General features: G+C 62.7%; 28 protein-coding genes. 5 read left to right on the top strand and 23 right to left on the bottom strand.

From position 1 onward, the window contains the following. Positions 1-198: 198 nt before the first annotated feature. From AC07PR_RS29375 to AC07PR_RS29365, 3 genes are all read right to left on the bottom strand, one after another. Positions 199-405 (bottom strand): hypothetical protein, encoded by a 207-nt coding sequence (locus AC07PR_RS29375; RefSeq protein ID WP_495137401.1) that lies wholly within the window; start codon positions 403-405, stop codon positions 199-201. 944 nt (positions 406-1,349) lie between these two features. Beyond that, positions 1,350-2,369, bottom strand: a complete 1,020-nt coding sequence (locus AC07PR_RS29370; protein ID WP_495137400.1) for a hypothetical protein — start codon at positions 2,367-2,369, stop codon at positions 1,350-1,352. Positions 2,370-2,383: 14 nt separating this feature from the next. Beyond that, positions 2,384-2,860 carry a lytic transglycosylase domain-containing protein gene (locus AC07PR_RS29365; RefSeq protein WP_495137399.1) on the bottom strand — a complete coding sequence of 159 codons (477 nt, stop codon included), beginning with the start codon at positions 2,858-2,860 and terminating at the stop codon, positions 2,384-2,386. A gap of 241 nt (positions 2,861-3,101) precedes the next feature. On the opposite strand from AC07PR_RS29365, the gene AC07PR_RS29360 reads away from it, so the two are divergent. Beyond that, positions 3,102-3,749, top strand: coding sequence for a hypothetical protein (locus AC07PR_RS29360; RefSeq protein ID WP_495137398.1), 648 nt, complete (start codon positions 3,102-3,104; stop codon positions 3,747-3,749). Here the strand turns inward: AC07PR_RS29360 and AC07PR_RS29355 are convergent. Continuing rightward, positions 3,746-4,360 carry an ATP-dependent DNA ligase gene (locus AC07PR_RS29355; RefSeq protein WP_495137397.1) on the bottom strand — a complete coding sequence of 205 codons (615 nt, stop codon included), beginning with the start codon at positions 4,358-4,360 and terminating at the stop codon, positions 3,746-3,748. The two genes, AC07PR_RS29360 and AC07PR_RS29355, sit on opposite strands and share 4 nt — an antisense overlap. Positions 4,361-4,406: 46 nt before the next feature. Next, on the bottom strand, positions 4,407-4,598 hold the full coding sequence (locus tag AC07PR_RS29350) for a DUF3606 domain-containing protein (protein ID WP_495137396.1): 192 nt from the start codon (positions 4,596-4,598) through the stop codon (positions 4,407-4,409). Between the two features lie 102 nt (positions 4,599-4,700). Between AC07PR_RS29350 and AC07PR_RS29345 the strand changes: the two genes are divergently transcribed. Continuing rightward, positions 4,701-5,135, top strand: a complete 435-nt coding sequence (locus AC07PR_RS29345; protein WP_495137395.1) for a hypothetical protein — start codon at positions 4,701-4,703, stop codon at positions 5,133-5,135. Between the two features lies 1 nt (position 5,136). Here AC07PR_RS29345 and AC07PR_RS29340 read toward each other — a convergent pair whose 3' ends face one another. The 16 genes from AC07PR_RS29340 to AC07PR_RS29265 form a co-directional block, all read right to left on the bottom strand. Continuing rightward, positions 5,137-5,574, bottom strand: a complete 438-nt coding sequence (locus tag AC07PR_RS29340; RefSeq protein WP_495137394.1) for a hypothetical protein — start codon at positions 5,572-5,574, stop codon at positions 5,137-5,139. Positions 5,575-5,734: 160 nt separating this feature from the next. Continuing rightward, the gene (locus tag AC07PR_RS29335) at positions 5,735-6,019 is read right to left on the bottom strand and encodes a hypothetical protein (protein WP_495137393.1); all 285 of its coding nucleotides are present in this window, start codon (positions 6,017-6,019) and stop codon (positions 5,735-5,737) included. Between the two features lie 1,164 nt (positions 6,020-7,183). Further along, positions 7,184-7,558: a hypothetical protein gene (locus tag AC07PR_RS29330; RefSeq protein WP_495137392.1), complete on the bottom strand. Its 375-nt coding sequence runs from the start codon at positions 7,556-7,558 to the stop codon at positions 7,184-7,186. Positions 7,559-7,580: 22 nt separating this feature from the next. Further along, complete coding sequence (locus AC07PR_RS29325; RefSeq protein ID WP_495137391.1) at positions 7,581-7,889, bottom strand: hypothetical protein; 309 nt, start codon at positions 7,887-7,889, stop codon at positions 7,581-7,583. Next, complete coding sequence (locus AC07PR_RS29320) at positions 7,879-8,382, bottom strand: TrbM/KikA/MpfK family conjugal transfer protein (protein ID WP_495137390.1); 504 nt, start codon at positions 8,380-8,382, stop codon at positions 7,879-7,881. The genes AC07PR_RS29325 and AC07PR_RS29320 overlap by 11 nt, the downstream gene beginning before the upstream one ends. A gap of 72 nt (positions 8,383-8,454) precedes the next feature. After that, entirely contained in the window at positions 8,455-9,387 is a 933-nt protein-coding gene (locus AC07PR_RS29315) for a relaxase/mobilization nuclease domain-containing protein (protein ID WP_495137389.1), read from the bottom strand. A gap of 179 nt (positions 9,388-9,566) precedes the next feature. Then, positions 9,567-9,968, bottom strand: a complete 402-nt coding sequence (locus tag AC07PR_RS29310) for a plasmid mobilization protein (RefSeq protein WP_495137388.1) — start codon at positions 9,966-9,968, stop codon at positions 9,567-9,569. Positions 9,969-10,411: 443 nt separating this feature from the next. Then, the gene (locus tag AC07PR_RS29305) at positions 10,412-10,684 is read right to left on the bottom strand and encodes a hypothetical protein (RefSeq protein WP_495137387.1); all 273 of its coding nucleotides are present in this window, start codon (positions 10,682-10,684) and stop codon (positions 10,412-10,414) included. A gap of 114 nt (positions 10,685-10,798) precedes the next feature. Further along, positions 10,799-11,920 carry a ParB/RepB/Spo0J family partition protein gene (locus tag AC07PR_RS29300; protein WP_495137386.1) on the bottom strand — a complete coding sequence of 374 codons (1,122 nt, stop codon included), beginning with the start codon at positions 11,918-11,920 and terminating at the stop codon, positions 10,799-10,801. Further along, a complete protein-coding gene (locus tag AC07PR_RS29295) occupies positions 11,921-12,709 on the bottom strand; it encodes a ParA family protein (RefSeq protein WP_495137385.1) in 789 nt (262 codons plus the stop codon). Further along, positions 12,706-13,095, bottom strand: coding sequence for a TrfB-related DNA-binding protein (locus AC07PR_RS29290; RefSeq protein ID WP_495137384.1), 390 nt, complete (start codon positions 13,093-13,095; stop codon positions 12,706-12,708). Before AC07PR_RS29290 ends, AC07PR_RS29295 begins: the two co-directional genes overlap by 4 nt. Before the next feature lie 3 nt (positions 13,096-13,098). After that, entirely contained in the window at positions 13,099-13,440 is a 342-nt protein-coding gene (locus AC07PR_RS29285) for a single-stranded DNA-binding protein (RefSeq protein WP_495137383.1), read from the bottom strand. A 724-nt stretch (positions 13,441-14,164) separates the two neighbouring features. Beyond that, positions 14,165-15,121 carry a DNA-primase RepB domain-containing protein gene (locus AC07PR_RS29280; protein WP_495137382.1) on the bottom strand — a complete coding sequence of 319 codons (957 nt, stop codon included), beginning with the start codon at positions 15,119-15,121 and terminating at the stop codon, positions 14,165-14,167. A 3-nt stretch (positions 15,122-15,124) separates the two neighbouring features. Next, positions 15,125-15,466, bottom strand: coding sequence for a hypothetical protein (locus AC07PR_RS29275; protein WP_495137381.1), 342 nt, complete (start codon positions 15,464-15,466; stop codon positions 15,125-15,127). A 62-nt stretch (positions 15,467-15,528) separates the two neighbouring features. Next, positions 15,529-15,696 carry a hypothetical protein gene (locus AC07PR_RS29270; protein ID WP_495137380.1) on the bottom strand — a complete coding sequence of 56 codons (168 nt, stop codon included), beginning with the start codon at positions 15,694-15,696 and terminating at the stop codon, positions 15,529-15,531. 1,334 nt (positions 15,697-17,030) lie between these two features. Then, positions 17,031-19,019 carry a ParB/RepB/Spo0J family partition protein gene (locus AC07PR_RS29265; RefSeq protein WP_495137379.1) on the bottom strand — a complete coding sequence of 663 codons (1,989 nt, stop codon included), beginning with the start codon at positions 19,017-19,019 and terminating at the stop codon, positions 17,031-17,033. 517 nt (positions 19,020-19,536) lie between these two features. Here AC07PR_RS29265 and AC07PR_RS29260 point away from each other — a divergent pair. Both AC07PR_RS29260 and AC07PR_RS29255 read left to right on the top strand, forming a co-directional pair. Beyond that, positions 19,537-20,196, top strand: a complete 660-nt coding sequence (locus AC07PR_RS29260) for a hypothetical protein (protein ID WP_495137378.1) — start codon at positions 19,537-19,539, stop codon at positions 20,194-20,196. A 196-nt stretch (positions 20,197-20,392) separates the two neighbouring features. After that, positions 20,393-21,136 carry an SOS response-associated peptidase gene (locus tag AC07PR_RS29255; protein WP_495137377.1) on the top strand — a complete coding sequence of 248 codons (744 nt, stop codon included), beginning with the start codon at positions 20,393-20,395 and terminating at the stop codon, positions 21,134-21,136. A gap of 30 nt (positions 21,137-21,166) precedes the next feature. Here the strand turns inward: AC07PR_RS29255 and kleA are convergent, their stop codons facing one another. Both kleA and AC07PR_RS29245 read right to left on the bottom strand, forming a co-directional pair. Further along, on the bottom strand, positions 21,167-21,643 hold the full coding sequence (gene kleA, locus AC07PR_RS29250; protein WP_495137376.1) for a stable inheritance protein KleA: 477 nt from the start codon (positions 21,641-21,643) through the stop codon (positions 21,167-21,169). Positions 21,644-21,662: 19 nt separating this feature from the next. Continuing rightward, the gene (locus AC07PR_RS29245; RefSeq protein ID WP_495137375.1) at positions 21,663-22,361 is read right to left on the bottom strand and encodes an N-6 DNA methylase; all 699 of its coding nucleotides are present in this window, start codon (positions 22,359-22,361) and stop codon (positions 21,663-21,665) included. 48 nt (positions 22,362-22,409) lie between these two features. Here AC07PR_RS29245 and AC07PR_RS29240 point away from each other — a divergent pair. Then, positions 22,410-22,641: hypothetical protein (locus AC07PR_RS29240; RefSeq protein ID WP_495137374.1), on the top strand; the 232-nt coding region annotated here is incomplete at its 3' end.

The following is a 22,641-nucleotide window of genomic DNA, read 5'->3' as shown; positions in this document are numbered from 1 at the left end:
TTGGCTGCGTCAGTGCTGGCGACAGACCAGCCGCCGGCGCCGGCGGGATCTGTCGCCAGCAGGGCCACCGGCGCCTGACAGGCGCCGCACGGGCAGAAGGCTTGCGTGCGACGACCAGCGCCAAGACAGCAACTCGGTCGCCGTGTCACCGCGACGAACCGCTGATGACAAGCGGAAGGGGGGGCGCTTGGCGCTAGGTCAGGTTGTGCTCGAACCGGCGCCTGCAGGCGCGTCGCGCCCTTTCAGCAAGAGCCATGCTTGCGCCACGTCCGTGCGCTTGAGTTCGTCGCGTTCGATGCCGGTCAAGACCAGCCGGTCATCGGTCATCTGGACCACTCGCGCGTCGAGTAGCGGCGGCCGGATTTCATGGCCACGCTCGGTGTGATGCAGGCGGGCCACCATCATGGTGCGCCCCGTGAGCTGGTCCTTCTCTTCGTGAATCCGGAGCAGGCCCTCCCGCCATGCGGCTGTCGTTTGTAGCCAGCGAGGTATCGGGCGACCGTTCTCACGAAGGGCTTGGCACCAGAGGCGGTTTAGTGGCGACATGGCTGTATATGCATACAGTATAGGTCGCCACGCGTCCCACCTGAATGCGGTCAGGTCCCAGCTCGGCGCCGAGCTGGTCGACCAGGTGATGCAGCAGCAGCACGCAGTGCAGGCCCGGGACTGGCCCTGCAGGCGATTTTCTGAGCTGGCCAGGCCTGGGACCGCAGCGCCGCTTCGCGCAGGTCTTGAGGCCTTGGGGCGTCGATCGCGCCGGCGGCCGCCGGTTGACCTGCTGCAACTCAGCGACGGCGGCGATCGGCGCCGGCGACGTGGCCACGTCCCAGCTCGGCGCCGAGCTGATCGACCTGGTGATGCAGCGGCGGCACGCCGCGCTGGCCCGGGATGGGGCCTACAGGCGATTTTCCGGAGCTGGCTAGGCCTGCGGCCGCAGCGCGGCTTCGCGCAGGTCCTGCGGCCGAGGGGGTCGGGTTATGGCCTGCGCCTGCAGATCTGCAGCGCGTCACCATGCTCACCGCCCCCGGCACGACTCGCTTGGCGGGGAAAGGCGCCTGCAGCGCCGACGCTGGACCTCAGCGCGGGATGGTGACGGCGAGCAGCTGGCGATCGCGCCAGGCTGTTGCCACGTGGGCCCGGCAGGGGCCAGCAGAGCGAAGCCGCGGCGAGCGGTCCAGGCCGCTGCGGCCGACGCGGATGGCGGCGACGCGGGAGCAGGTCCTGCGCTGCGAGGCCTCGGGCTCGAGGAGGAACCTGCGAAAAAAAACACCGGCGTCAAGCCGGTGTTGAAGGGGCCGGAGCCCCGATAGGCAGGGAGGCCTAAATCACGGTGTCAGGTTCATCTCTGATCAGAAAGTGAGCGTGCTGTACACGAAGTCTCGCGAGAACTGCTTCCCATCCACGGTACCGGTCACCTGCACGGTGTAACTCGTGCCCTGCGCGAGAGCCTCGCGAGGAATGACAAAGGCCTTGTTCCTCGTCAAACGCTTGTTGGGGTCGGTGTCCGCGTCATACAGCACGACCGGGACCGCGTGACCGCTCTGGCTGGTCATCGTGGCGGCGGTCAGCTTGATCGTCGTGCCGCTCGGGGCGCGAACGAAGACCGGTTGACCCACCGTGCCATCAGCGAATCCCATACCCGCGAACGGGTCGGGAGTCTCGCCGAGGTACACCGGTTGTACGCCGGTCGATCCCTGGCAGGGGTACGTCACCACATCCTTCGTCTCCTGCATCACGGAGCCGGTCGGAACGCCGGTCATCCACACCAGGGTGGCGGTGGGGGACGGAGCATTCAGAGCCGCGTAGGAGACAGCCACGCCGACGTCACGCGAGCCATCCAGCATGCCGTCCAGGTGATACACGGTTGCGAACATGGCGCGGACCAGCGAGTTGCCGTATGCCTGCTGCGTCATGCCATTGAACTGGCCGTAGAAGCTCAGAAACTCGCCGGCGTTGCCAGCGTAGCCCGCTGCCGTTGCACGGGCCTGCGGCGTCGTGCCGGTGAAGCCGGACTTGGTGGCGTCCTGCTCGTGACCTGGCGTCACGCCTTCCTCGAACCGCAGCTTCGCGTAGTTGGCTTGACCAGCAGCCGCCACATCCAGCTTGGTACTCTGCGCCACGAGCCCGAAGCCGCACTTAGCGCGTTCCGCGCTGACAACGTTGAAAGCGGCAGCCTCTGCAGTCGCCGCGCTATACGTCGGAGCAGGAACGCTCGTCACAGGGTCCGTGGGTGGTGTACTCGGGGTGGTCGGCGTTGTGGGCGGCGCAGTGCCGGTGTCGCCACCGCCCGCACTGCCACCACCGCCTCCGCATGCGGACAACGCTGCGGCCAATGCCGCGATCATGAACAGATTGAGCTTCGACTTCATAAGACCTCCCTCGGTCAGTTGGGTGTTGGTTGATTCGGGGCCAACATCGCCCCATTGATGCCAGGATAGGAAGGCGGCAAAACCTGCCACCCTCTTAATACCTTGATGATTTCGTTCGCGTACCAGTTCGCGCGACGCGGATCAGCGCTGTGATACGCACCGACGGCGAACCATGTGTTGCCGAACCGATTCACGCGCACTTGAAGGTGATACGCGGCAATCTGGGCCGCCCGACATCCATCCATCGCGTCCGAAGGCGACAAGCCGTACTCGGCAAGCGTCTTCGAATTGATCTGGAAAGCGCCGTAGTCACGCGTCGAATTGCGGTTGGGTGGGCTCACTGCGCGGCTCTTCAGTGAACTCTCTCGCCATCCAATTGCTCGCAGAACGTCGGCATTCACGCCATGCGCCACGGCGGCGTCATCGATGCAGTCGGCTTTCGACGCCGAACCGAGTAGCATCAACGCGGTGAAAATGGAGGCTGTTTTCATGGTTCCCAAAGTTGGAACTAATGTATCCCAAAGTTATACACTTTGGGAGCCGAAATTGTGTCTTTTGGAGATTCCAATCTGCAAATCGTGTGGAGTTGCACATATGTCGGCCTTTTCGCAGATCTCTTCCGCATGGTCGGCGCCCTCGCGGACGAAGTCAGGCCCGGCCCTCTAACGCAACCAACTGCGGGCACCACGCTCCGCCCAAACCGAAAGTGAGCGCTCAAGATGGTGTTCAAGAGTGGCTGATCCGAAGACGTGGGTAGATTTCGCGATGGCCCTCATCGCACCTCTTGGCGTGCTGGCTGGCGCCGGTGTCACCAGCGCGCTCACCTGGCGCCGCGAACTCCGCAAGGAGGAGCAGCAGCGCGCCCGCGATCGCACCTACCTGGCCGTGCTGGTCAGCGCGCATCTGGAGCAATTCGCCCGTGCGTGCAGCTTCTCTGCCTGGGAGACCGGTGACCCTGAAGACCCCTATGAAGAGCACGGCCCCATGACCAAACCGGGGCTGGTCGACCTGCTGCAGTTGAAGGTCGAATGGAGGTCGCTCTCCTCGGACCTCATGTACGACATCCTCAACCTCCCCGAGGAACTTGCGCAAGCGCGACGCCGCACCGACCAGATCTACTACGCATACGATGAGGTGACGCGAGAGATGTTTTGGTCTCACCGCGAGGAGCATTCCGCCATCGGCCTTCGCGCGCTGGATTTGTCCGATCGCCTACGGCAAGAGGGGAAACTGCCGCCGCGCAGGGACGACCCTACGAGTGAGAAGACCCTCGTGCACGGCCTCTGGGAGGGCGGCGACCGCGCCCGTAGGGCTCGCGAAGCGCGGGAGGCGCAAGAGGCGAAGGCTCGCGCCGCCGGTGAGGACGACCTGGGGCTCTAAGGGCGTGCGCCGCTGCGATTGAAACGCTGCGCAGGAACCGCGCCCGGCCGCTTCACCTTCACCCAGTCGCCGGTGCGCGGCTCGCCTCCGACGTATGGACTGCCCAGGCGCTTGAGCACCACGCCCTCCAGCTTGAGCTGCAGGGCCGCATCGAACAGCGCTGGCGCCAACTCTCCCTCGAGATGTTGCATGAACAAGGTGCGGTCGGGCGGCTCGCCGAGCAGCTCGGCCAGCAGCGCTTTGCGCTCCTCCAGCGGCCGCGCCCTGATGTCCTTGCCGGCAAACACCGGGAGGTCGAAGACGACGAACGCAACCTGGTCAGCGCCGGCGTACCACCGGCGGCGCTTCGCTCGAGCATGGAGGCGGTCGAAGTCGGGCCGGCCCAACTCGTCGAGCACGCAGGCCTCCCCGTCGAGCACCGTGTAGGCCGCCAGCAGCCCACGCAACGGCCGCGCAACCTCAGGAAACCATTTCGTCGCGTCTGTGCCTGCCCGTGTGCGCAGCGTCACCGACCCGCCGGCGATGTGCGCGAGAAGGCGATATCCGTCGTGCTTCGGCTCAACGATCCAGCCTGGGTCGGACCAGACTTGCCGCTCCTCGGTGAGAAGCATCGGCTGCAGGTCGACCAGCGCCCTCGGCGGGGTCGGCGCCGCGGCGTCACGCCTTGCTGGCACCCTTGCCCGCCAAGTGCTGGCGAACAGCCTCGGCGTCGTTCCCGACCGCCCTCACTGCGTCGAGCAATTGTTCCTTGGTGACACCGAGCGTGTTGGCCCAGTCGCGGACCTCGTAGTCCTCGGCGGTGCTGATGCGCTTGCGGTCCTGGCCGCCCGTCTTGCCCTTGTCGTCCATCGTGGTCTCCTAAAGTGACGTCGCTGAACGGCAAAGCCGATTCCTGGAATGGCAAAACGGGGTGGCTGATAAGATCTTGGAATAACTGGATGAAATTACAGCATGCGACACTACGACAACGGCTCAACGGCTGGCCCCTGCTGGCATTGCCACTGGTTCGGCTTCGTGCGGGCCGGCAACGGCAACGGCTACTGCCTCAATCCCAGGCTGAGTCCCATCCACGCGATCCCGCGCAACGGGTGCGTGTTCTGGATTCGTGAGCCCGGCGCAGACGATCAATCGCGCCCGCCAGCCGAGGTCGAGGAGTCGTCCCCGGAGGGCTTGGCGGCCCAGCGGCGCCGCGCCCGCCTGGTGAGGATCCGCGAGGACGCTCAGCGACAGGCTAAGCTTCCCCATGGGTACTACGTCGAGGTGCGTGACGCTACCGGTGTGCTGATCGCCGAGGCGGGGACCGCGCTCGGACTTGGGTTGCCGGCCGCGCTGGCCGCCGTCGACGAGCTGGGCATCCAGAAGGCGATCCGTGCCGGCAAGCGGTAGATCAGTCCTGTGGCTCCAGCGGCACCGCGAGTGCCTTCAGGAGCAGGTGTTCGAGGATGGCCTGCGGCTGTTCGCCACGAGCAGCCAAGTGCATCATACTCCCCCGCTCGTTGACCACGTTCGTCTGCCCGTCGCTGCTCACCTCGATCCGTTCCCCGATCACTGGCTTGAAGTTCGGCGCCGAGACAACGCAGATCACTTCGGCCATCAGGTTGGTCGTGTGCGACGGCTCCTTTCCGATGAGTTGGATCAGCACCTCGCGCCCGAATCCGACGAACTCTAGGCGATGGCGACTGGTGACCTCTTGCGCGCTGAAGCCGATGTCTTCGGGCGCCGCTCCGCGCAACAGCGCGAACTTCTCGACAATGCTCTTCCAATGAGCATGGGCCATCTGCAAGTCGTGGCCCGCGGTCACGATGAGGTTGATTCGAACCGTCATGGGTAGCTCCCTTGTGTGGAGCGGCAATCCTAGGATCACGACCTGCGCTGGCTCACTTAGAGGACCTCACTCGCGGGGGTAGCCGCGCGTGGTTTTTTTCACGCGCGACAACAACCTTTCAAATCCGCCAGGGAGTGGGTCGACACGCCGTGCAGCTACCTCAGCCTTGCGCCTTGAACCTACTCCGCAGGGCCTGGTAGTCGGCGCAGCGATGGTCCACCTCTTTCCATGCGGCCTGGGCCGCGTCTTGATGGGCTGTCTGCATCCTGCTGAACTCGGCTTCGGCCTGCGACCAGGTGTGCCCGTTCGTCCTCAACGAGGAGATCAACGAGCCATGGTTGTGCGTCAACCGGGCCCATGCTCCCATTTCGCGTTCAACCTTCTCGCGTGCGCCGGACCAAGCCTCCAAAGCTTGGTCCAACATCTCCAGGGTCACTTTCGCCATGCTCGTCATCACTCAGGGTCAATGCCGAGATCTCGAAGCACGTCGGCGATTCGCGAACTCGTAGGCGCGTAGCTGGGTAGGTACATCCGGGACATCGACGCGTCCCGGAGCTGCTTTCGCGCTGCAAGCAGCAACTCGGTGAGTTGCTCGGCCTGCCTTGGAGTGAGAGTTGTTGGAATGCTCATAGATCAAACCTCATTGGTGAAGATCACATAAGAGTGATTGTCGCGCCTAAGTCATTGATTACAAAGGCATTTTGTCAACGACGGCGGATGGTGTAAGCCGTTCAAGCCGCGTACCGCATCAGACTTGCCACGATCGCGGCTCCTCCAAGTGCAGCAATCAGGACCGACGCGGTCGCAAGAGCTACCGGCCGCCGAGTGTTAGCAGTTCTAGCCTCCGTTACACCGCAGATTGCCACGCTAATGGCTGCGATGACCAGCGCAACGCCACATATCGCGAGTGAGAGCATGGCTGGCCTACTTGATGAAGTGCTGGAACCACGGCACCTGTGGCGTGGGGGCGGCCCGCTTCCGGCGCCGCTCCATTCGGTTTGCGGGCAAGACGACCTGATCGCCTCGCGCGTCTGAGTGCGCTGTCTCGGGGCTTGGCATCTGCTTCGCTTTGCGCGGGTGTTTCACGTATGAACTCATGATTGGTAATTGAGAAAGAGCTCGTACTGCAAATGGGCGGCGCCTGGTGGCAGCGCTGCGGCTCTTGAGGGATTCGTCACGATCGGGCCACTTGGCCACGCTCGTGGCTGGAGCTGAACTCCGGTCAAGGCATCGAAGACCGCGTCGGGACCACCAAATAGGTCCCGCTGTCGAACCTTGCGCATGCGTCGCTTGCAGGACATGGGCTTATGGCTCCAGACCGTAGCGCTGCCGTAGCTCACGAAGCGCGAGTGACGCGCTCCTACGAGCATTGGCGTGGGTCGATGGGGGCTTGTGCTCGTCGTCCAGTTCCGCCAATGCGTCCGCCAGCAACTGCACGAGCTCAACACGGCGAGCAGTCCGCGGGCTCGTGACCCATTCCCCGTGCCCGCTCTTCAGCCGCTGCCGATACGTTCTCTGTCGCTCGGCGCCCGTCGCTGCGCTACCGGTCAAGGGGCGTCCCCTGCGCGCCGCTTCGGCCCTATGGTCATTCGAGCTCATGCATTCATCCTTATCCGAAATAAGCGATCGCCTCATCGACGCAGTTGTGTTCCACACCCACCGTAATCCGTGCATTGCCGAGGTCTCGCCAGGCCGAGAAGGTGTGTCGACCATCCAGGAATTGCATCTGTCCCGGAAGCTCTGGCCACAGCTTGAGCACCGGCATAAAGGTCTCATCGCGCGTCGTCAACCAAAGGCGAGCCCTGGCGTATCTCGTTCCGGTGGCGCCCTTCCCTCCGGCGTGGATGTAGCCGAAGCGGTCGCGACGCCATGCAGCATCGATTCGAGCGACAGCTAGATCGACAGCACGCGTCGATCCAACATCGCCACGCACCTCGTCGGCGTCGAAGACATGGAGCCGGAGGATGTCGAGCACAAAGTTCATGGGCAAGCGGAGCAAGACAGATTCAGCGCGGCGATTGGTGGACGTGGCCCAAGAACATTCGTACGTCGCGTGGGCGGAGGCAGGATGTCAACACTTCGGCAAGCCGCTCGTCCGACGGAATATCGGGAACAGCCCGAACGAACTGAATGCCTCGCTTGCGTCCGGCCACGGCGCAGTCGAGCATCGCGCCCGGCCAATCCACCGACTGCTGAAGATGCGAAAGCAATCTGTCGTACCCCTCGATGATCAGCCCAAGCGCCTGTAGCTCACGCAAGGTGTCCACTGGGTGCGCCGTCGGTGGACCAGGTAGATCGAATTCCTTAGCGCTCATTGCCGCCCTGCCCTCCTACGTCCTGCCAGCGGCCGCCAGTCTCAGGGGTTCCGACGTACACCACCTTGGCACCGCCCAAGCTGTTGTAAGCACCGCAGTAGCCTGGCAACTCATTGCCGATCACGCCTGTTTGGGAATCCATGTCCCAATACAGCAACGAGGAATTCAGGCTAGCAGCGTCGCAACGGCCTGCGCCGTCAACAACGGCGTCAACTAGAGAGCTCGTGTAGGGGTCTTCGTTCGCCGACGGACACAGCTTCAGAAAGCCCTTCCGGGCCTTCAGGGTGTCAGACAGCTTCCGGCGCGTGATATTGAAATACTTCACGAGCGCAGGTGTGCAGGCTGCGGGCCTTTTCCCCGACGAGAGACACAGCACCGCCTCACACGCCAACTTGATTTCCCCAGTGAAGAGTCCGTCGTCTGCCCGTGCAGGTCCCGCCGCCGCCAACACCACGGCCAGAAAAGCCGCGCGCCACGTCAGAACATCACCCATTTCATGCTCCCAAAGTAACAATTACGAGAACACGTAATGTAGTCAAATGGGAAACAATATTGGTGCTTTTGGTCATTGCCGATCAGGGCCATGATCCTTGTTTGTCGAATTCTGCGACTTTGTTGGCTCCGCCACGGTGCGAGCAGGCACGCTCTTCGCATGAACCACCGTCAACTCGCTGCGAAGCAGGTCGACCAACACCTGATGCCGCGTTTTGACAGGCGGCATGTTTTTCACGAAATCGACCACTTGAAGCGCAAGACTCTTATCCGCTGCATCCCCTACGGCCAGCTGCTTTGCAACCGCAGCGAAGTTTCTGACCAACGCCGTACGGCTCTCTTTCAGCTCGCCAGTCCGCCCTGGATTCTCCCCTGCCCTCCCGTGGATCTCTGCGAGTGCGTTCTGCCGCCGTTGCTGCGTGATGGTCGACGGCTCGCGCCTCTTGCCCTCGCGGTGGAGTGCGTCGACGTGACGGACAAGCTGAGGTTCTGATCTCTGCACAGCTCCTCGGAGGCGACGCGGCGTGGCATTCGCAGCAATGCCCTGTTCCTGCAAACGGTCCGCAAACCTCTCACGCCAGCGCTGCAAGTCGGCCTTGCGTGGATTCAACCGCACTCCGTCGAGCGACATCGCCTTGACTGAAAGATGAACGTGCGGATGCGGAGCCTTCTTGGCGTTTGGGTCCGTTTCCGGTGTGTGCAACGCCATCACGTACTGATGGCGGCCAAACTCGTCGACTGCGAACGCACGAGCCGCGCGCATGAGGCCATCGCTGCTAGTTCCGATCGGCATCGACAACACAATGTTGAAAGCCTCCTTGCGTCGCCCGTCCTCATCGGGAATCCCCGAACCACGCCAGTCGTCGGCCGCATGGCGCAGGTCCTCCTTGCCAACCAGCTGCCGACCTTGCTCGTCTTCCAGGGTTAGTTTCCCATTGCGGGAGATGTATTCGAAGTGGGCCTTGATTCCTTTGATGCCCTTCCCTCCACCCGAGATCTTGACCATCACCTCCGGCGCCTTTTGAACCGTCGCGCTTAGGCGCGCCCTCCCCTTCCCTCGGCCACCGATAGCGGTGGATTTCGGCGGCGGGCTCTCCACACGGCCACCCGTGATATTCCGCCCCTTACGAGCCACGACGGTGCCGTAGTGCTCGCGTTCCCCCCAGTCCTTAACTATGTCCTTCTTCATTTCGTTTTGAGCCCCCACCTGCCCAGACTGGCGTCTTGGAGTCTGCTCACGGATTCGGTGTGTTTGGCGATCGTCTTGCTCAATGCTCTGACCTCCACGAGGGTCAAGGAGCCCGGCTCAGCGTCGTTGAGCTTCCTGGCAACCTGGTTCAGGTTGCGACCGATCGCGCGCAGCTGATTGGTGGACTCCCATAGCGCTTGGGCAACGTCCAACGTGTATTGAGGCTGCTCAGTGAGGCTGGCACGCACACAGTTGATGATCCAGCGTTGCGGAGAACATTTCGCCATATCGGCTGACGCCTGTATTGCCGATGCCTCACTAGGCGTGAGTCGAAGCTCAAGTCGTCGCTTCGGACCCAAATCGGGCTCGCCGTCGGTCTCGAACAGTGCGTTCAGCATCGTCTCATTCGCGTCATCCGATACGTACCGGATAACCGCGCGGAGCATCTCAGGCTCCTTCTTGCCTACGCGCTCACAGTGAGCCTTCCAGGCAGCAGCATCATCCTTCGGCAATCGGACCTGCAACACCACAGACTCGCGTGTCGCGCCGAGTTTGGCCGCTCTTGGCATACCTACCCCTCAACCTCGATGTCAGCAGCGTAGTGTAGTACGAATAACCGGCGAAAGCCTATCCTGCCCTAGTAATCCAACACCTCGCGTTTTTCGTCATGTCGAATTACTGCGTGACGTGGCTCGCCACGGCCCACGCGTCGATTTGGCACCGGGCCACATCGAGCCATTGAAGGCGGTACCCGCGTGGCGGGCGAAGCCCGCAAGTGGCGTGACCAAGTCACGCAGAATCTGTCTTGCCGCATTTCGTCATGACGAAATCGCGGTCAACATCAGTCGAAGTCGTGATGCAACCATTCCCCCTTCATCAAAGCATGGAGAGATTGGTGCATACCGTGATCACAACCTACGCCTGCCCAGTATTGGCCCGAGTCGTTCCAATCCGGCTGGTGGTCGAACGAGTGACCTGGATCGGGACAGAAGGCAGCCAGCTCGTGGAACTTGAGCGGTCCTGCCGCCTCGCCGCTCGTTGCCCCCACTTGGCAGAATGTCCATTGCTGGCCCGCGTCGAAAACGATGCTTAAGTGCGCGGGAAATTTCGTCATGACGAAATTGATGCGGCACACCCCCCCGGCGCGGACAGGCCCGCTTGGCGGAGAAAGGCGCCGACGGGCGCAAAAAAGCCGCCTCAGCGGGCGGCTACTTGCGGCGGTCAGAGCTCAGCGTTCGTCAATGATCCGATTGAGAATCAGATCGCCCGCCGGAACTTCGGCGTCGCCCGACCCGTCTTCGTACCGAATCCGAATCATGCCGTCAGTCGAAGGCTTTCGATTCAAGAGGATCGCTGCCGGTCTTTCCCGGTGAACCACGAGGAGCAGCGGCTTCTTCATCAAGCTCGGATCGGAGACCGCTTGGCCCCGAGGCCAACTCGTCAGCTCGCCTGCATCGCCCTCCCCTTCTTCAGAGTTTCGTGCGTCTGTGTGAGAACCGGCATTTTCACCCTGAGCCCCCATGACCCCTGAATCAACGGGAGAACCGTTGCCGTTAGATCCCTCACCTCCGGGCCCGCCCTCCCCCGTCGCCGGCCCCCCCACAGACTTCGCGTCATCCTTGACGGATTTCGCATCGCCTGACTTGGCGCCCTTCCCGTCCGGGCCCTGCTTAAGTTGCGTAGCTAATGCTGCGACACCGGCACGCGTAATTTCCACTGCTCGCTCGCACCACGCATCCACTTGCTCTGGAAACTGCTCGTGGAGGGAACGGAGTTCGTAGATGGTCTTCGGTGAAGTGGTCTTTCCGTCGCGGTACGCCTTCTCGACACAATCGGGCGCGTCGATCAATGCAAGATGCTCGGTGATGAGCTGGGGCGACCGTCCGAGGGCCTTGGCAATCTCACCCTTCTTGACGCCCTCCTTGATCTTCTTGATGATGAACAAGGCCAGTTCCATCGGCGTAAGCGGCTCACGCTGATCGTTCTCCAAGACCTGGTCGTAGTCAACGCTCGTTTCGTCGACGAACGCGGGGATGGTCTCCTTGCCTGCCGCAATGGAACACCGATATCGGCGCGCACCGTAGTTGAGAATGTACTTACCGGGCTTGTTCGGGTGAGGTCTCACTGACACCGGCGATCGCACCCCGCGCGCACGAATAACCTCGGTGAATTCCTTCAACTTCGCTTCGTCGAACATCTTGCGTGGTTGATCCGGATCCTCCTCAATGTCGTCCAGTCGCAGCTGCAACGGGGCTCCATTGGGCATGGCCGGGGCTCCACCAATAGCGCCAACGGGCGCCTCCTCGAGAGCGGACAAATCCAATGTCCGCCGCGGCTTGGTTGCTGCCATTTACGCGGCCTCCATCTTTTGAACGATCACATCGAAGACTGGCTTCAGGCCAGCCCAAGCCTCCCGCCCACTTGTCTTGCCCAGCTTCCAGACGGGCAGTCCGGCTGCCTGAGCCTCGGCAAACGCAGTGGACTTCTTGATGGACGCAAAGGAGCCAGCCATGGGAATTAGCAGCTTCGCAAAGTGCTCAGCGAGCGCCTTGAAGTTCTCCCGCTGAAACGACGTCGGCTCGACCTTATTGGGCAGGATGCCCAGGAAATTCAGATTCGGATTGATCTTCTGCTTGATCTGGCGAATGCCAAGGGTAGGGTGGTTCAGTAGATCGCCGATACCATCGATCGCTTCTTGATTCAGCTCGATCGGCGACAGGCAATGATCTGAAACCACCAATGCGGACAGTTGACGAATGTCGGGGTTCGGATTGGTATCGATGATGCAGTGGTCGAACCTGTCCGCCTGGGACTGGATGAACGCGTCGAGGTTCGATGCGAACTGGTTGTGATGCGCCACGGCTTTCTCCATCTTGTACAGCTCGCCGTCACCCTGCACCAAGACAAATTCAGCGTCCTCCAGCTTGTCGATCCGCTTCGTGAGAAGCTGCGAACTGGTCACGTCGGAGACCTTAGCGATGCCGCCAGTCCGCAGGGCCTTGCTGGTGTTTCGCTGGTGATCGAAGTCGATCACCAGCACTCGCAAGCCCAGGACCAAGTGCAGGTAATACGCAAACTGCGAGCCGACGAAAGACTTGCCAACGCCGCCTTTCTGATTGGACAAAGTTGTCACGATCATTTCTTTTCCTCCGAGAGATGGTTTCGGACTGCTTCCGCTGAGGCCTCTAGTCCGCTCTCGTTGAGAAACGCTACTAGCTGCTCGATGGTGTATCCCTTCCTGGCGAGTGTGCGAAGCTCGCGAGAGAAGGGGGCCAATGGGTCCACGCCGCCAGGCGGGACCCTGGCCATAAAGGCTTCCAGGCGTTGTTCCTCTCGTCGCTCGAGGAACCGAGCGCGAAGATTCCATGCCTGTTGAGAGGACATGCCGAACTTTTCGGCGACCTCTGACAAAGAACGTCCATCCACGAGCAAGGCCCGCGCCGCGTCAAGCGTGCGGGCGGACCAGCGGCTACAAGCTGACCGGGCGGAGTCAAACTCCTCCGGCGTCAACTGTTGCGCCGCCACCTCTCAGCCTCGTGCAGCAAGGACCCCGCGGGTCTCTTGACCTGGCGCGCCGAACTCGAACGCCTCAACGATGAACGAGTACGCGTAATACTGCTGGCCATCCTTCTCGTAGTCGTTGTTGGCGATCCGGTAGATGACAGACACCTGGTCGCCCTTACGAGTGTTCTCGGCCAAGCCTCGCGCTTGGGCACCGAAGGCGGTGAATTGGATGGACACCTTACGCTCTTCGCGATCGCGCCCGGCGTATTCGTTGTCAATCAGGACGAACTTGACGTACTCCTTGTCGCCCGAACCCTTGATCTCAGGCGTCGCGGCCAGACGGCCGATAAAAAGGTTGTGTTGCATCGCTCCCTCCAGAACCGCCTTCGGGATGAAGGCGTTACACAGCAGTATACCAACATACATCGCCATTACACAGCAAATAAACATACTTACACAGATGGCCGTGCGATGAACGCAATGGTGCGCGCCGCAGGCGCCTTTCTCCGCCGATTGGCCGAAGGCCGATCAGGGGGCGGTGTGTTACCAAGCGGTGACAGGTGTTTGATCGTGGGAAGTCAGCGAGGGTAGGGGGCAGAGGGCCCCTTGGGGCCTTGATAACGGGGTGAGCGCTATGCGCGAGGGGGCACCCCTGGGGATGCCGGGTGGGAGGGCCAGAGGCCCGGGCGGAGCGCCGTAGGCGCGGAGGAGACGGCGGGGCGTAGCCCCAAGAGTCGGTGGACCCAGGTCGCTCGAAACAAGAGCAGGGCTCGGTCCTCTTTCTTACAGGAAGTAATAAAGGAACCAAATACAGGTCTAATACAGGGGGCAGTTCAGGTACTGCCGGATTTCTTAATTCAATCAAGGAGTTACCGTCGAAGAAGCATGCACGCTGCAAGACAGATTCAGCGTAGCTGCAAGACAGCTTCAGCGCTTACGCAAGACAGCTTCAGCGCGTCCATCCGTGGATAACCCCAAAGACCATCGATGAACACGGTGCACGCACTGCAAGACAGATTCAGCGTGCATCCACAGCTCTTATCCAAGCGTTATGCACATCGTTATCCACATTGTCTGTGGATAACTTGCGCTATTTGCGGGCAATCGCTTGTTCTGCCAAGCGCAACAGGTCGTCCTTGACTTCTTCGAACGCCATGCCTTGGGCCTTCAAGCGCACCCACACCTGGGCCTTCCCTGCGGTCCGCACCACGTAATCGCGAGCTGCTTTACCCTTTCGGTCGGTCAGGCCGGGACTGTGCCTCTCCAGCGCGTCGACCACCTGGTCAAGTGTGAAGCCACGATTGAACATGCTTACCGCAGCGATCCAATCGGCTCTACTAGCGTCAAAGCCCGCGCCCGCGAAGGCTCGCAATCGCACCCACAAGCCGGCGTACCAAGCATTCAAGCCACCGACTCCCACGATCTCCGATTCGCCGAGACCAGTTGCTTCTGCTCGAATGATTTGGGCCAGCGAATGGGAGCGGGCAGCAGCCACGGCGCCTTGCTCGACTAAGTCAGAAGATGCTGGAGCCACAAGCCCGCGATAGGAGTCCAACAAGACGAAGGGCGGTCGACCATCCTTTGCGAGCCGCTGCGGCTTCCTGTTGGTGAAGCCGGCCAGGCGCCCAAAGTGAGCGGAGTCGGCGCTATTAGGGTCCGCATCGAGGCCTTGTGCCAAGATTCGTGCCACCTCCCGGCGCACATCTGCAGACTGGTCTTCGGCCAGCTTGACCCACGCTTGAAAGTTCCCCGGGCTCGTCTGAACGCACACGGCTGGCGCCCATGGCCCGCCTTTCATCACATTGAGCGTACCCAGGCTGAGGTCGTCCACCAAAATCAGACGTGACAGACGCGAGCGGGAAGGGCGCACGTAGATGTCCGCACCATTGAAGTTCTCGCGCTTCAACCACGGCAACGCCGCCAAGATCTCATCCTCGCCCCACTCGCGCAGCAACACCCCTTTTACTGGATGGCGAACACCGACCTCGTAGACGTCAGCGGCCATGCCTTTGAGCTGCCTGGTGACGGCGATGAGGGTTCGGTCCATGGGCTAGTCGGGATGGGAAAGTAAGTGCTTGACCTGTTGCAAGAGAGACTCGGCCTGGCGCATGCGCGCCACCAACAACCGGCGGCGGGTGGCCAACTGTTCATGCTCGACGCCGCGGGCGATGCGGGCGCGAGCCAACTCAATCGACATGGGGTCGTTGCCAACGTATTCGCGCTGACCACGCGGTTCGTCATCCGACGCCTTCCGATGGATCAAGTACAAGTATTTTCTCTTGCCCTCGCTGTCCTTGCGCCAGTGTTCGGTCGCGTGCGTGATGCCTTGACGCGCCAGCTGCTGCATCCGATCATCCATCGCACGCAACTCCCGAGCAACTTCTTCGATCAACGGCGGGATTCGAAGCCCGGCCTTCGACAGATCGGACGCCTCCCGACGAATCGTGGGTCGAGTCATTTGGCGGCCAGCGTCACGATTGTGGTCGTCAGGGCGACTGCGCCAGTGACCACCAGGACAGCCAACGAGATCAGCTGTGCATAGGCGAACGCAACGCCCACCTTCACGACGACACGAAGTGCGCGCGTGAAGAACGTCGTCATCACATTGTCGAAGCTGTTCATCGTTCTACTCCCCATTAGGGTTGCGATCCAAAATGACCAATAGTGTTGCCCATTGTTAGGCACTTTGGGAATCATGGAAAGGCGTTTTGGTGCCTATCTTTACCAATTCGAACGATCCTGTTCGAAAAGTCCTGCTTTGCTAGATGCTCTTGAGCCGGGTATTTCCGAATGAACCGCTGCCGAGATGTCAAAGCGATTCGTCCGTGTGTCCTGCTTCGCTGAGTGCCTTTCGCCGTAGAGCACAAAGGGGGACGGCGCCTGGGCGGGAACAAGGGCTGGCCGGAGGCCGCAGCGCAGGGAGCGGAGCGAGCGAGAACGGGAGAGGACCAGGCAGAGCGAATCCTTGTTCCCGCCCAGGCGCCGGCTAACGTCAGTGCAGGCGAAAGGCAGACAGCGAGACGGACGAGGAGCAGTCGGACATCGAGGAGGCCCGCGGATCGCGGGCTAGGGCCGCCGGCGGCGGCGCGTCGCGGAGGCTGTGGCCGGAGCTGTGGAGGCGAGAGCGGAGGTCGAGCGCCTGGTGCGGCGTGGACGTCGACGTCGACGGCGCGTGATGGTGACGGCGAGCAGCTGGCGATCGCGCCAGGCTGTCGCCACGTGGTCCCGGCAGGGGCCAGCAGGGCGAAGCCGCGGCGAGCGGCCCAGGCCTGCTGCGGCCGGCGCCGATGGCGGCGACGCGGGGCGCAGGACCTGCGCCGTGTTGACCCGGCCTCACGGCCTGGTCGACGACTGGAGAGGCTGTCCACATATCCACGGGCGCCGGGGGTCGCTTGCAGGACCCCAGGAAGGCGCCGGGTGGGCTATGTGGGCAGGCGACGGCCGCCGAGCTCGAGAGAGCGCGGGCGGCCCGTTGCGCCCGCTGCAGGGGGGGGCGCTGGCGAGGCCTCGGGCTCGAGGCGGAGCAGGGCAGGGGAGTCGAGCAAGCTGCAGCTGCAGCTGGTCGACCTGGTCGGGCCGACGGCCCCAGCGTCACGCGTGACGATAAATCGCGATCCGGACGGCGCAGCCGCTGAAGTGGCCGGCGCGGTGATGCCGCGCTGCAGGTGCGTGAGCACCACGCGGCGAGCGCCCCTCGCGGGCGCTCGTCGACGGGCGGAGCGGACTCAGGGACGCGATGCTGATGCTGGCGACAGAACAGCCGCCGGCGCCGGCGGGATCTGTCGCCAGCAGGGCCACCGGCGCCTGGCGGGCGCCGCGCGGGCCGAAGGCCTGCCCGCGATGGTGACAAGGCCTGCGCCTGCAGATCTGCAGCGCGTCACCATGCACACCGCCCCCGGCACGACCCTCTCGGGTCGCTTGGCGGGGAAAGGCGCCTACGGCGCCGACGCTTGTCCTCAGCGCAGGATGGTGGGCAACCAACGCTTGTCGGAAATCGCAGCCGCTGCCTTGTCGGCTGCGTCGGCCTTTTTCAGCTTCAGCACAGCAGCCGCATCGTCAGGAAGGGCCGCATCGTTGAGTGCAGCTGCGATCTGCTGCTTCGGAATACGGTTGAAATAGGCGTCAGCGGTAGGTGTCCACCAGTCGGCCATGTCGAGGTTCAGCGCCTTCGCCACTGGGTCGATGGGGTGCTCGCCAAGCTTCCCGCTGATGGCATTGGCGCTAAGCGCCGCGCTCAACGCCAGGAGTTCCACCAGCACCGGCAGTTCTTGCTCCAAAAGCCACGGCAACAGATCGCCGACGCCAGGTAGACGGTGCCGCCACCCCTGCACCGCCGAGCGAATCACCTCATCTGCCCGCGAGCCAGTGATGTCGCTCGCCCAAGAGCGGACCTGACCATCCGAACCCTTGCTGTCGATCTCCAGCGCACTACGCGACTGGTAGCTGAACGAGTTCGTATAGATGAGACGCACGAGCAGGGGATGAACAAGGGCAGCAAGTGCGACGCGATGATCAGCGATCATGAGCGCCTGAAGAGCCCGAGTGCGATGAGCCGTGAGATGACGGTTCATGGATTCAGAGTGATCGCCCTTGATCGACGCCTCGTCATCAGCCTTGGCGAGATTGCGGCTGAGTGCTTTGGCGTCCGCCTTGCGGACGACATTGCGAAGCACCGCCACGTTGCCGTGGCGATCCAGGTACACAACCGCGCCCACTTTCTCCCGCGCCGATTCATCAACGACCGAGCGACCAGCCACTGCCTCATCAAGGCGTCGCTTCGCTTCGTCAATTTCACGCTCCAAGCGCTGGACCAGCTCCTCGTCGCACTCGTCCTCCAGATCGTCCAGCTGTTCGAGCTCGTTCTCCTTGGCCTCGAAGACCTCGCGCAGCGCGGCCTCGTTCGCGGCCTCCTCATCGGTTGGGGCCCGCATGCTCGTCGGTGCATCGACGTAGTCCTGCCGCTCGTGGTACTCCAGACTCAACCGAGCATCGACCCAAGCAAGTCCGGTTGCGCGGTGCTCGACAGCAATGGCTTCCAGCTTGTGGTTGGCCAGCTGCTGCATCAGCGGGCCGTCCGCGATAATGGAGGTATCGGCTTCGCCTTGATCGTCAGTGAACAGGTCGCACAGGACCGTGCCACCAGCCTCTTCGTAGGCCCGCATGCCAACGAATCGAACGAGCGACTGGGGAACGCTGCCGGTAATCAGCTGCTTCAGGTCCCACGGATCGCGATCCCACTGCGCAGACCCGAACCATGCTGCTTCCTGCTGTTCATGGCTATCCGCGATGGCAAGCGCCATCAACTGTTCAAGACTGATCTCGTTCTTACGGAACAGGTCAAACAGACGCGGCGACACGTTGGCAAGCTTGGCGCGGCGCTTAACCTGCAACGGGGAGATGCCGAAGGTGGTTGCGACAACCCCGACCGAGGCGCCAGCGCGGATCATGTTGGCGAAGGCGACGATCACGTCCGCGTTGCTCATGTCCTTGCGGCCCGAGTTCTCGGCGATGCTGATGGCCTGGGCCCGCGCCACAGGAACGACGCGACACTGGACCTGGTGAGTGCGCTGGAGAACGCCTCGCTTCACCAGGCACATCAGTGCCCGGAGCCGGCGCCCCCCCGCGACCACGCCATGCGTATACAGAGTCTTTCGATCCTTGCCAGTCCCACGACGTGGCGATGCGTAGGCGATGACGATCAGATGCTGGAGGAGACCCTGAGATTCGATGAGGTCCGCGAGCTCGTCGATCTCCTCTTGCGTCGGTTCTTCCGTGCGCACGTTGTGCTCATCAACGCGCAGGGTTCCAACTTCGAGCTGCAGGATTTCGCCTTCGTCTTCATCGGCCCGCAGGGCAATGTCTGCTTGCTGGTGAGTCTCGGGGGGCGCGGGGGGAAAGCCCGCTTCGGTGTTGGCGTTGATGGGCTGGATGGCGGTCGCGGTCATGGTTTTATCCTCTTCGGTGGTGTGAAGTAAATCTGCTCACTGGAGCCGTCTCGACGCATAAAGAGCGCGGCCAAGCCAAGCGGCAATGGCGCGACCAAAGCCGCAGCCCGAAGCGGAGCGAAGGGACCGGGTGCAGGGCGCGGCGAAGCGGACCGTTGCCGCTTGGCTTGGTCGCGCTATGCGTCGGGAAGAGGACGGCGCCGGTGTGCAGATCCACCGCCGGAGATGACGAGCGCGATCGCTGGCTGTTTCCAGCCCATCAAGGCCAAGGGCGCCGCCAGGCGCCGCCCACGGCGCGCAAGCGCCGCTGTTCACGCCGCATCTGCGGCGCTGCGAAAGGGATGCGGAGGGCTGCTTGCAGTCCCCGTAGGGGATGAGCGCGAACGCGCGAACCCGCAGCAGCGCGGTCCGATCGTCTGCGATCGGATTCGCCCAAACCAGTGAAGTGAGTCGGTGGCTATCAGTTCACCGAACTTCCCTGAGCTTCCCGACGCAGGACCACTGGTACGCTTGCCTCATGACAATTCTTGTGGCTGTGGCGCTGCACGACGCAGTGATCATGATGGCCGATGGACGCCTATCAAATGCAATGGGCATCATCACGGACCTGGCGCAGAAGGTGGTGCCTCTGCGTGAGGGACTGGCGTTGATGGTGTGCGGGGCTGAAATTGGCACCGATGCGGCTGTGGCGTCCCTTCGGCGCGACGCAGCACAGTCCGCCGCGGCTTTACAGGTGCAACTTCGATTGCTCGCTTTTGAATGCGCGACCTTCGTAACGAGCGTGCTCACCCCGGAGACGCGCGCGCAAGCCCACGTGAAAGTCGGGCTGCTGGCGGGAGGCTTCGACCAGGGCCGAGCGTTCCTGACGGCAGGTCTTTTCGGCACTGGGATGGAGAGCGCGGACTCCGTTGGCGTGGTCGCGACCGAAGGCGCGCCGCAGTTTCTCGTTGTCGGCGGGGAGGACGCTGGAGCGCAAGCGACGTTCCGCGACGCGGTCACCGCCGTCTTTCGCCGGGTGGGCGAAAGCGCCACGGCCAACCCCGCCGTGTGCGGCGCGATTCTGATGGCCGGCCTCGAAACCATCCGCCTTGCGTCATTGCTGGACCGCACGATCGGCGGAAAAGTTCAGTACCGCATCCTCAGGCCCGGCATGCCCGACGCGACCGGCGTCCTTTGACGCCGGGGATGGGCCCCCGATAGGGCTTACATCATCGAGCGCGCGTAGCGCCACTGCAGAACATGGGGCGGGAACCGCGCGGCCGCACAGGTGCGGCCCCGACAAAAATCGGCCGCAAGGCCAGCTGCCACGGCCAACCCACCCTTTGCGAGCGGCATGGAAATCCACGCCTTTGACACTGGGCTAGAGTCGGCGCATGTGCAACCTGTACCACATGTCTCCGCGCGACGATTTCGAGATCTACGTCCGCCGACACCTTGGCAAGCTGTGGCTGCCCGGGCTCGAGCCTCAACGGCCGTTCGTCGGTCCTTTCGACGACGGACTGTTCCTGCGGTCGGACGGCAAGGGCGGGGCGGTGGGGGAGGTTGGCCAGTGGGCGCTGATCAGGCCCGGCGCCCCGGCGCGGAGGGACATGATCAAGCCTAAGCCGGTACCGGGAAAGAAGACGCCGGCACCGCGGCCACGCAGCACCAATAACGCGCGCATCGAAACCGTCGCCAACCTGCCGACGTTCAAGGCCGCATGGACCGAGGGTCGTCGCTGCCTGATCCCCGCGAGCTGGTACCAGGAACCGAATTGGGAGACGGGTCGCAACATTTGGTGGCAGCTACGCAGGGCCGACGGCCTGCCCTGGATGCTGGCCGGGATCTGGAATCACTGGGTTGACCCGGATGGAGGCGAGATCGTTCCGTCGTACACGATGCTCACAACCAACTGCGACGACCATCCGTTACTGCGCCGACTGCACAAGCACAACCCAAAGCTGCCCGCCGACCATCAAGACAAGCGGGCTGTCGTGCACGTCGAGCCCCAAGACTGGGCGGCGTGGTTGACCGGGACGGTCGACCACGCCCGCACATTGATCCGCCCGCAGCCGGCGGAGTTCTTCGATCAGGCCGACGCGGTCAAGACGGATGCGCTACTGACCACGCTCCTTTAAGGGGAGCGGGCAGCTCCTCGAACGAGTCGTTCAGGCCTGTTCGATCCGGGCGATGACTGGAACGGCGGCGGCGCGCCACCAGGCGCCAAGCTTCATCAGGATCGCGAGACGATCAGCGTCGGAAAGAGACTCCGGCGCCACAAATGCGGCCATCACATCGGCCTGCTCCAACGCCAGCAAAGCTTCGATGGCTAGGTGAAGTCCGTCTAGGGTGCGCAGCGCTTGGGCGAAGGGGGCGGCGACTGGGGCGGACTTTCGCACGACCGACTCACCGGCGCGCTCAGCCTGCTCTACAGCGCCTTGGATCTCCGCAAGCGACCACCTCTGAGTCACGCTCACCAGCAACGATCGCTTGCCATCTTCAACCGTGCGCCGCAGCGCGAGCGCATGCCGCTCCAGCTCGGCCGCCTCCTGCGCCGTCTCCAGCAGCTGAGCGCGGCGGCGACGGATGGGATCGCCGACCTCGTGGAGGTGGTCGATCCAAGCCATGAAAACGTTCTTCGACATTGATGCTCCCTGCAGGGGTTTAGAAAAGCGTGAATTGCTGGCCAGGCGCTGCGATGTGCGCCGCTCCCGACGCGGGAATGACAAGAGGCGTGGTCGCGAAGCTGCCGGTGTGGATGACGTTGGCGTCACCCTCGGACGCGCCCTCCGCCTCGTTGGCAGCAGCCTTTGCAAGCCGAGCAGTCCATCCGCCGATGACATGGGCGGTCGTGAACCAGGTCGAGCGGGTTTCGACGGCCAAGGTGTTTCCGTGGACGACGACGCCTGGAATGCCGAGCAGACAGAGTTGGACGTAGGTCATGTGACACGCCAACAGGTCGATGTCCTGCGCATAAACGTGCAGCTCGCGAGCGACATCGAGCCCTTGGCGCTGGACGCACTCGGCAGCTGCGATCAGCATTGCGCCGGCCCCGACGCAGGGGTCGCTGACCGTCACGAAGCCCTTCGCTTCTACGCAAGAGCGCGCGTCGGTCAGGATCAGGCCAGCCATCGATTGGCACACCTCGTAAGGGGTGAAGAACTGCCCCTTCCACGCGTCTCCCAACTCGAGGCTCATGTAGAGAGAGCCGAGGAAGTCGTGCGGCCCTTCTTGGAGACCGAGCACGATGAGCGCCAGCGTGTGCGACAGCGTTTCCACCTCGTCACGCGAGTAGCGTTTGACGATGCTCATGTACTCCGCCTCACGATCGACTTTTTGCCGCCAGTCGACGGCATTGCTCAAGGCGATTGCGCACATCGCCATCGAGTCTCGGAAGACTTGCCACAGACCATGTCGATGCGCTACGCCGCGCAGCAAAGCGCAGAGTTCCTGCTGATGGCGGTTGCTGAAATTCGTGCGTTGGTTTTTCTTCATTGCCAAGATCGGTTGGCGCGGCTGTTTCGAGAGGAACCGCCTGCTTTGTTAGATGCCTCTGGAGCCGGGTATTGGCTGGAGGGGTTTGTTGGCCGAGCCGGAGCTCTGGTGGTGGTGTGGGAACCTGCTTCGCTGAGTGCTCTATCGC

The sequence above is a fragment of the Roseateles sp. GW821-FHT09H11 genome, from assembly GCF_059415845.1.
This window is presented reverse-complemented; position numbering and strand designations above follow the sequence as displayed.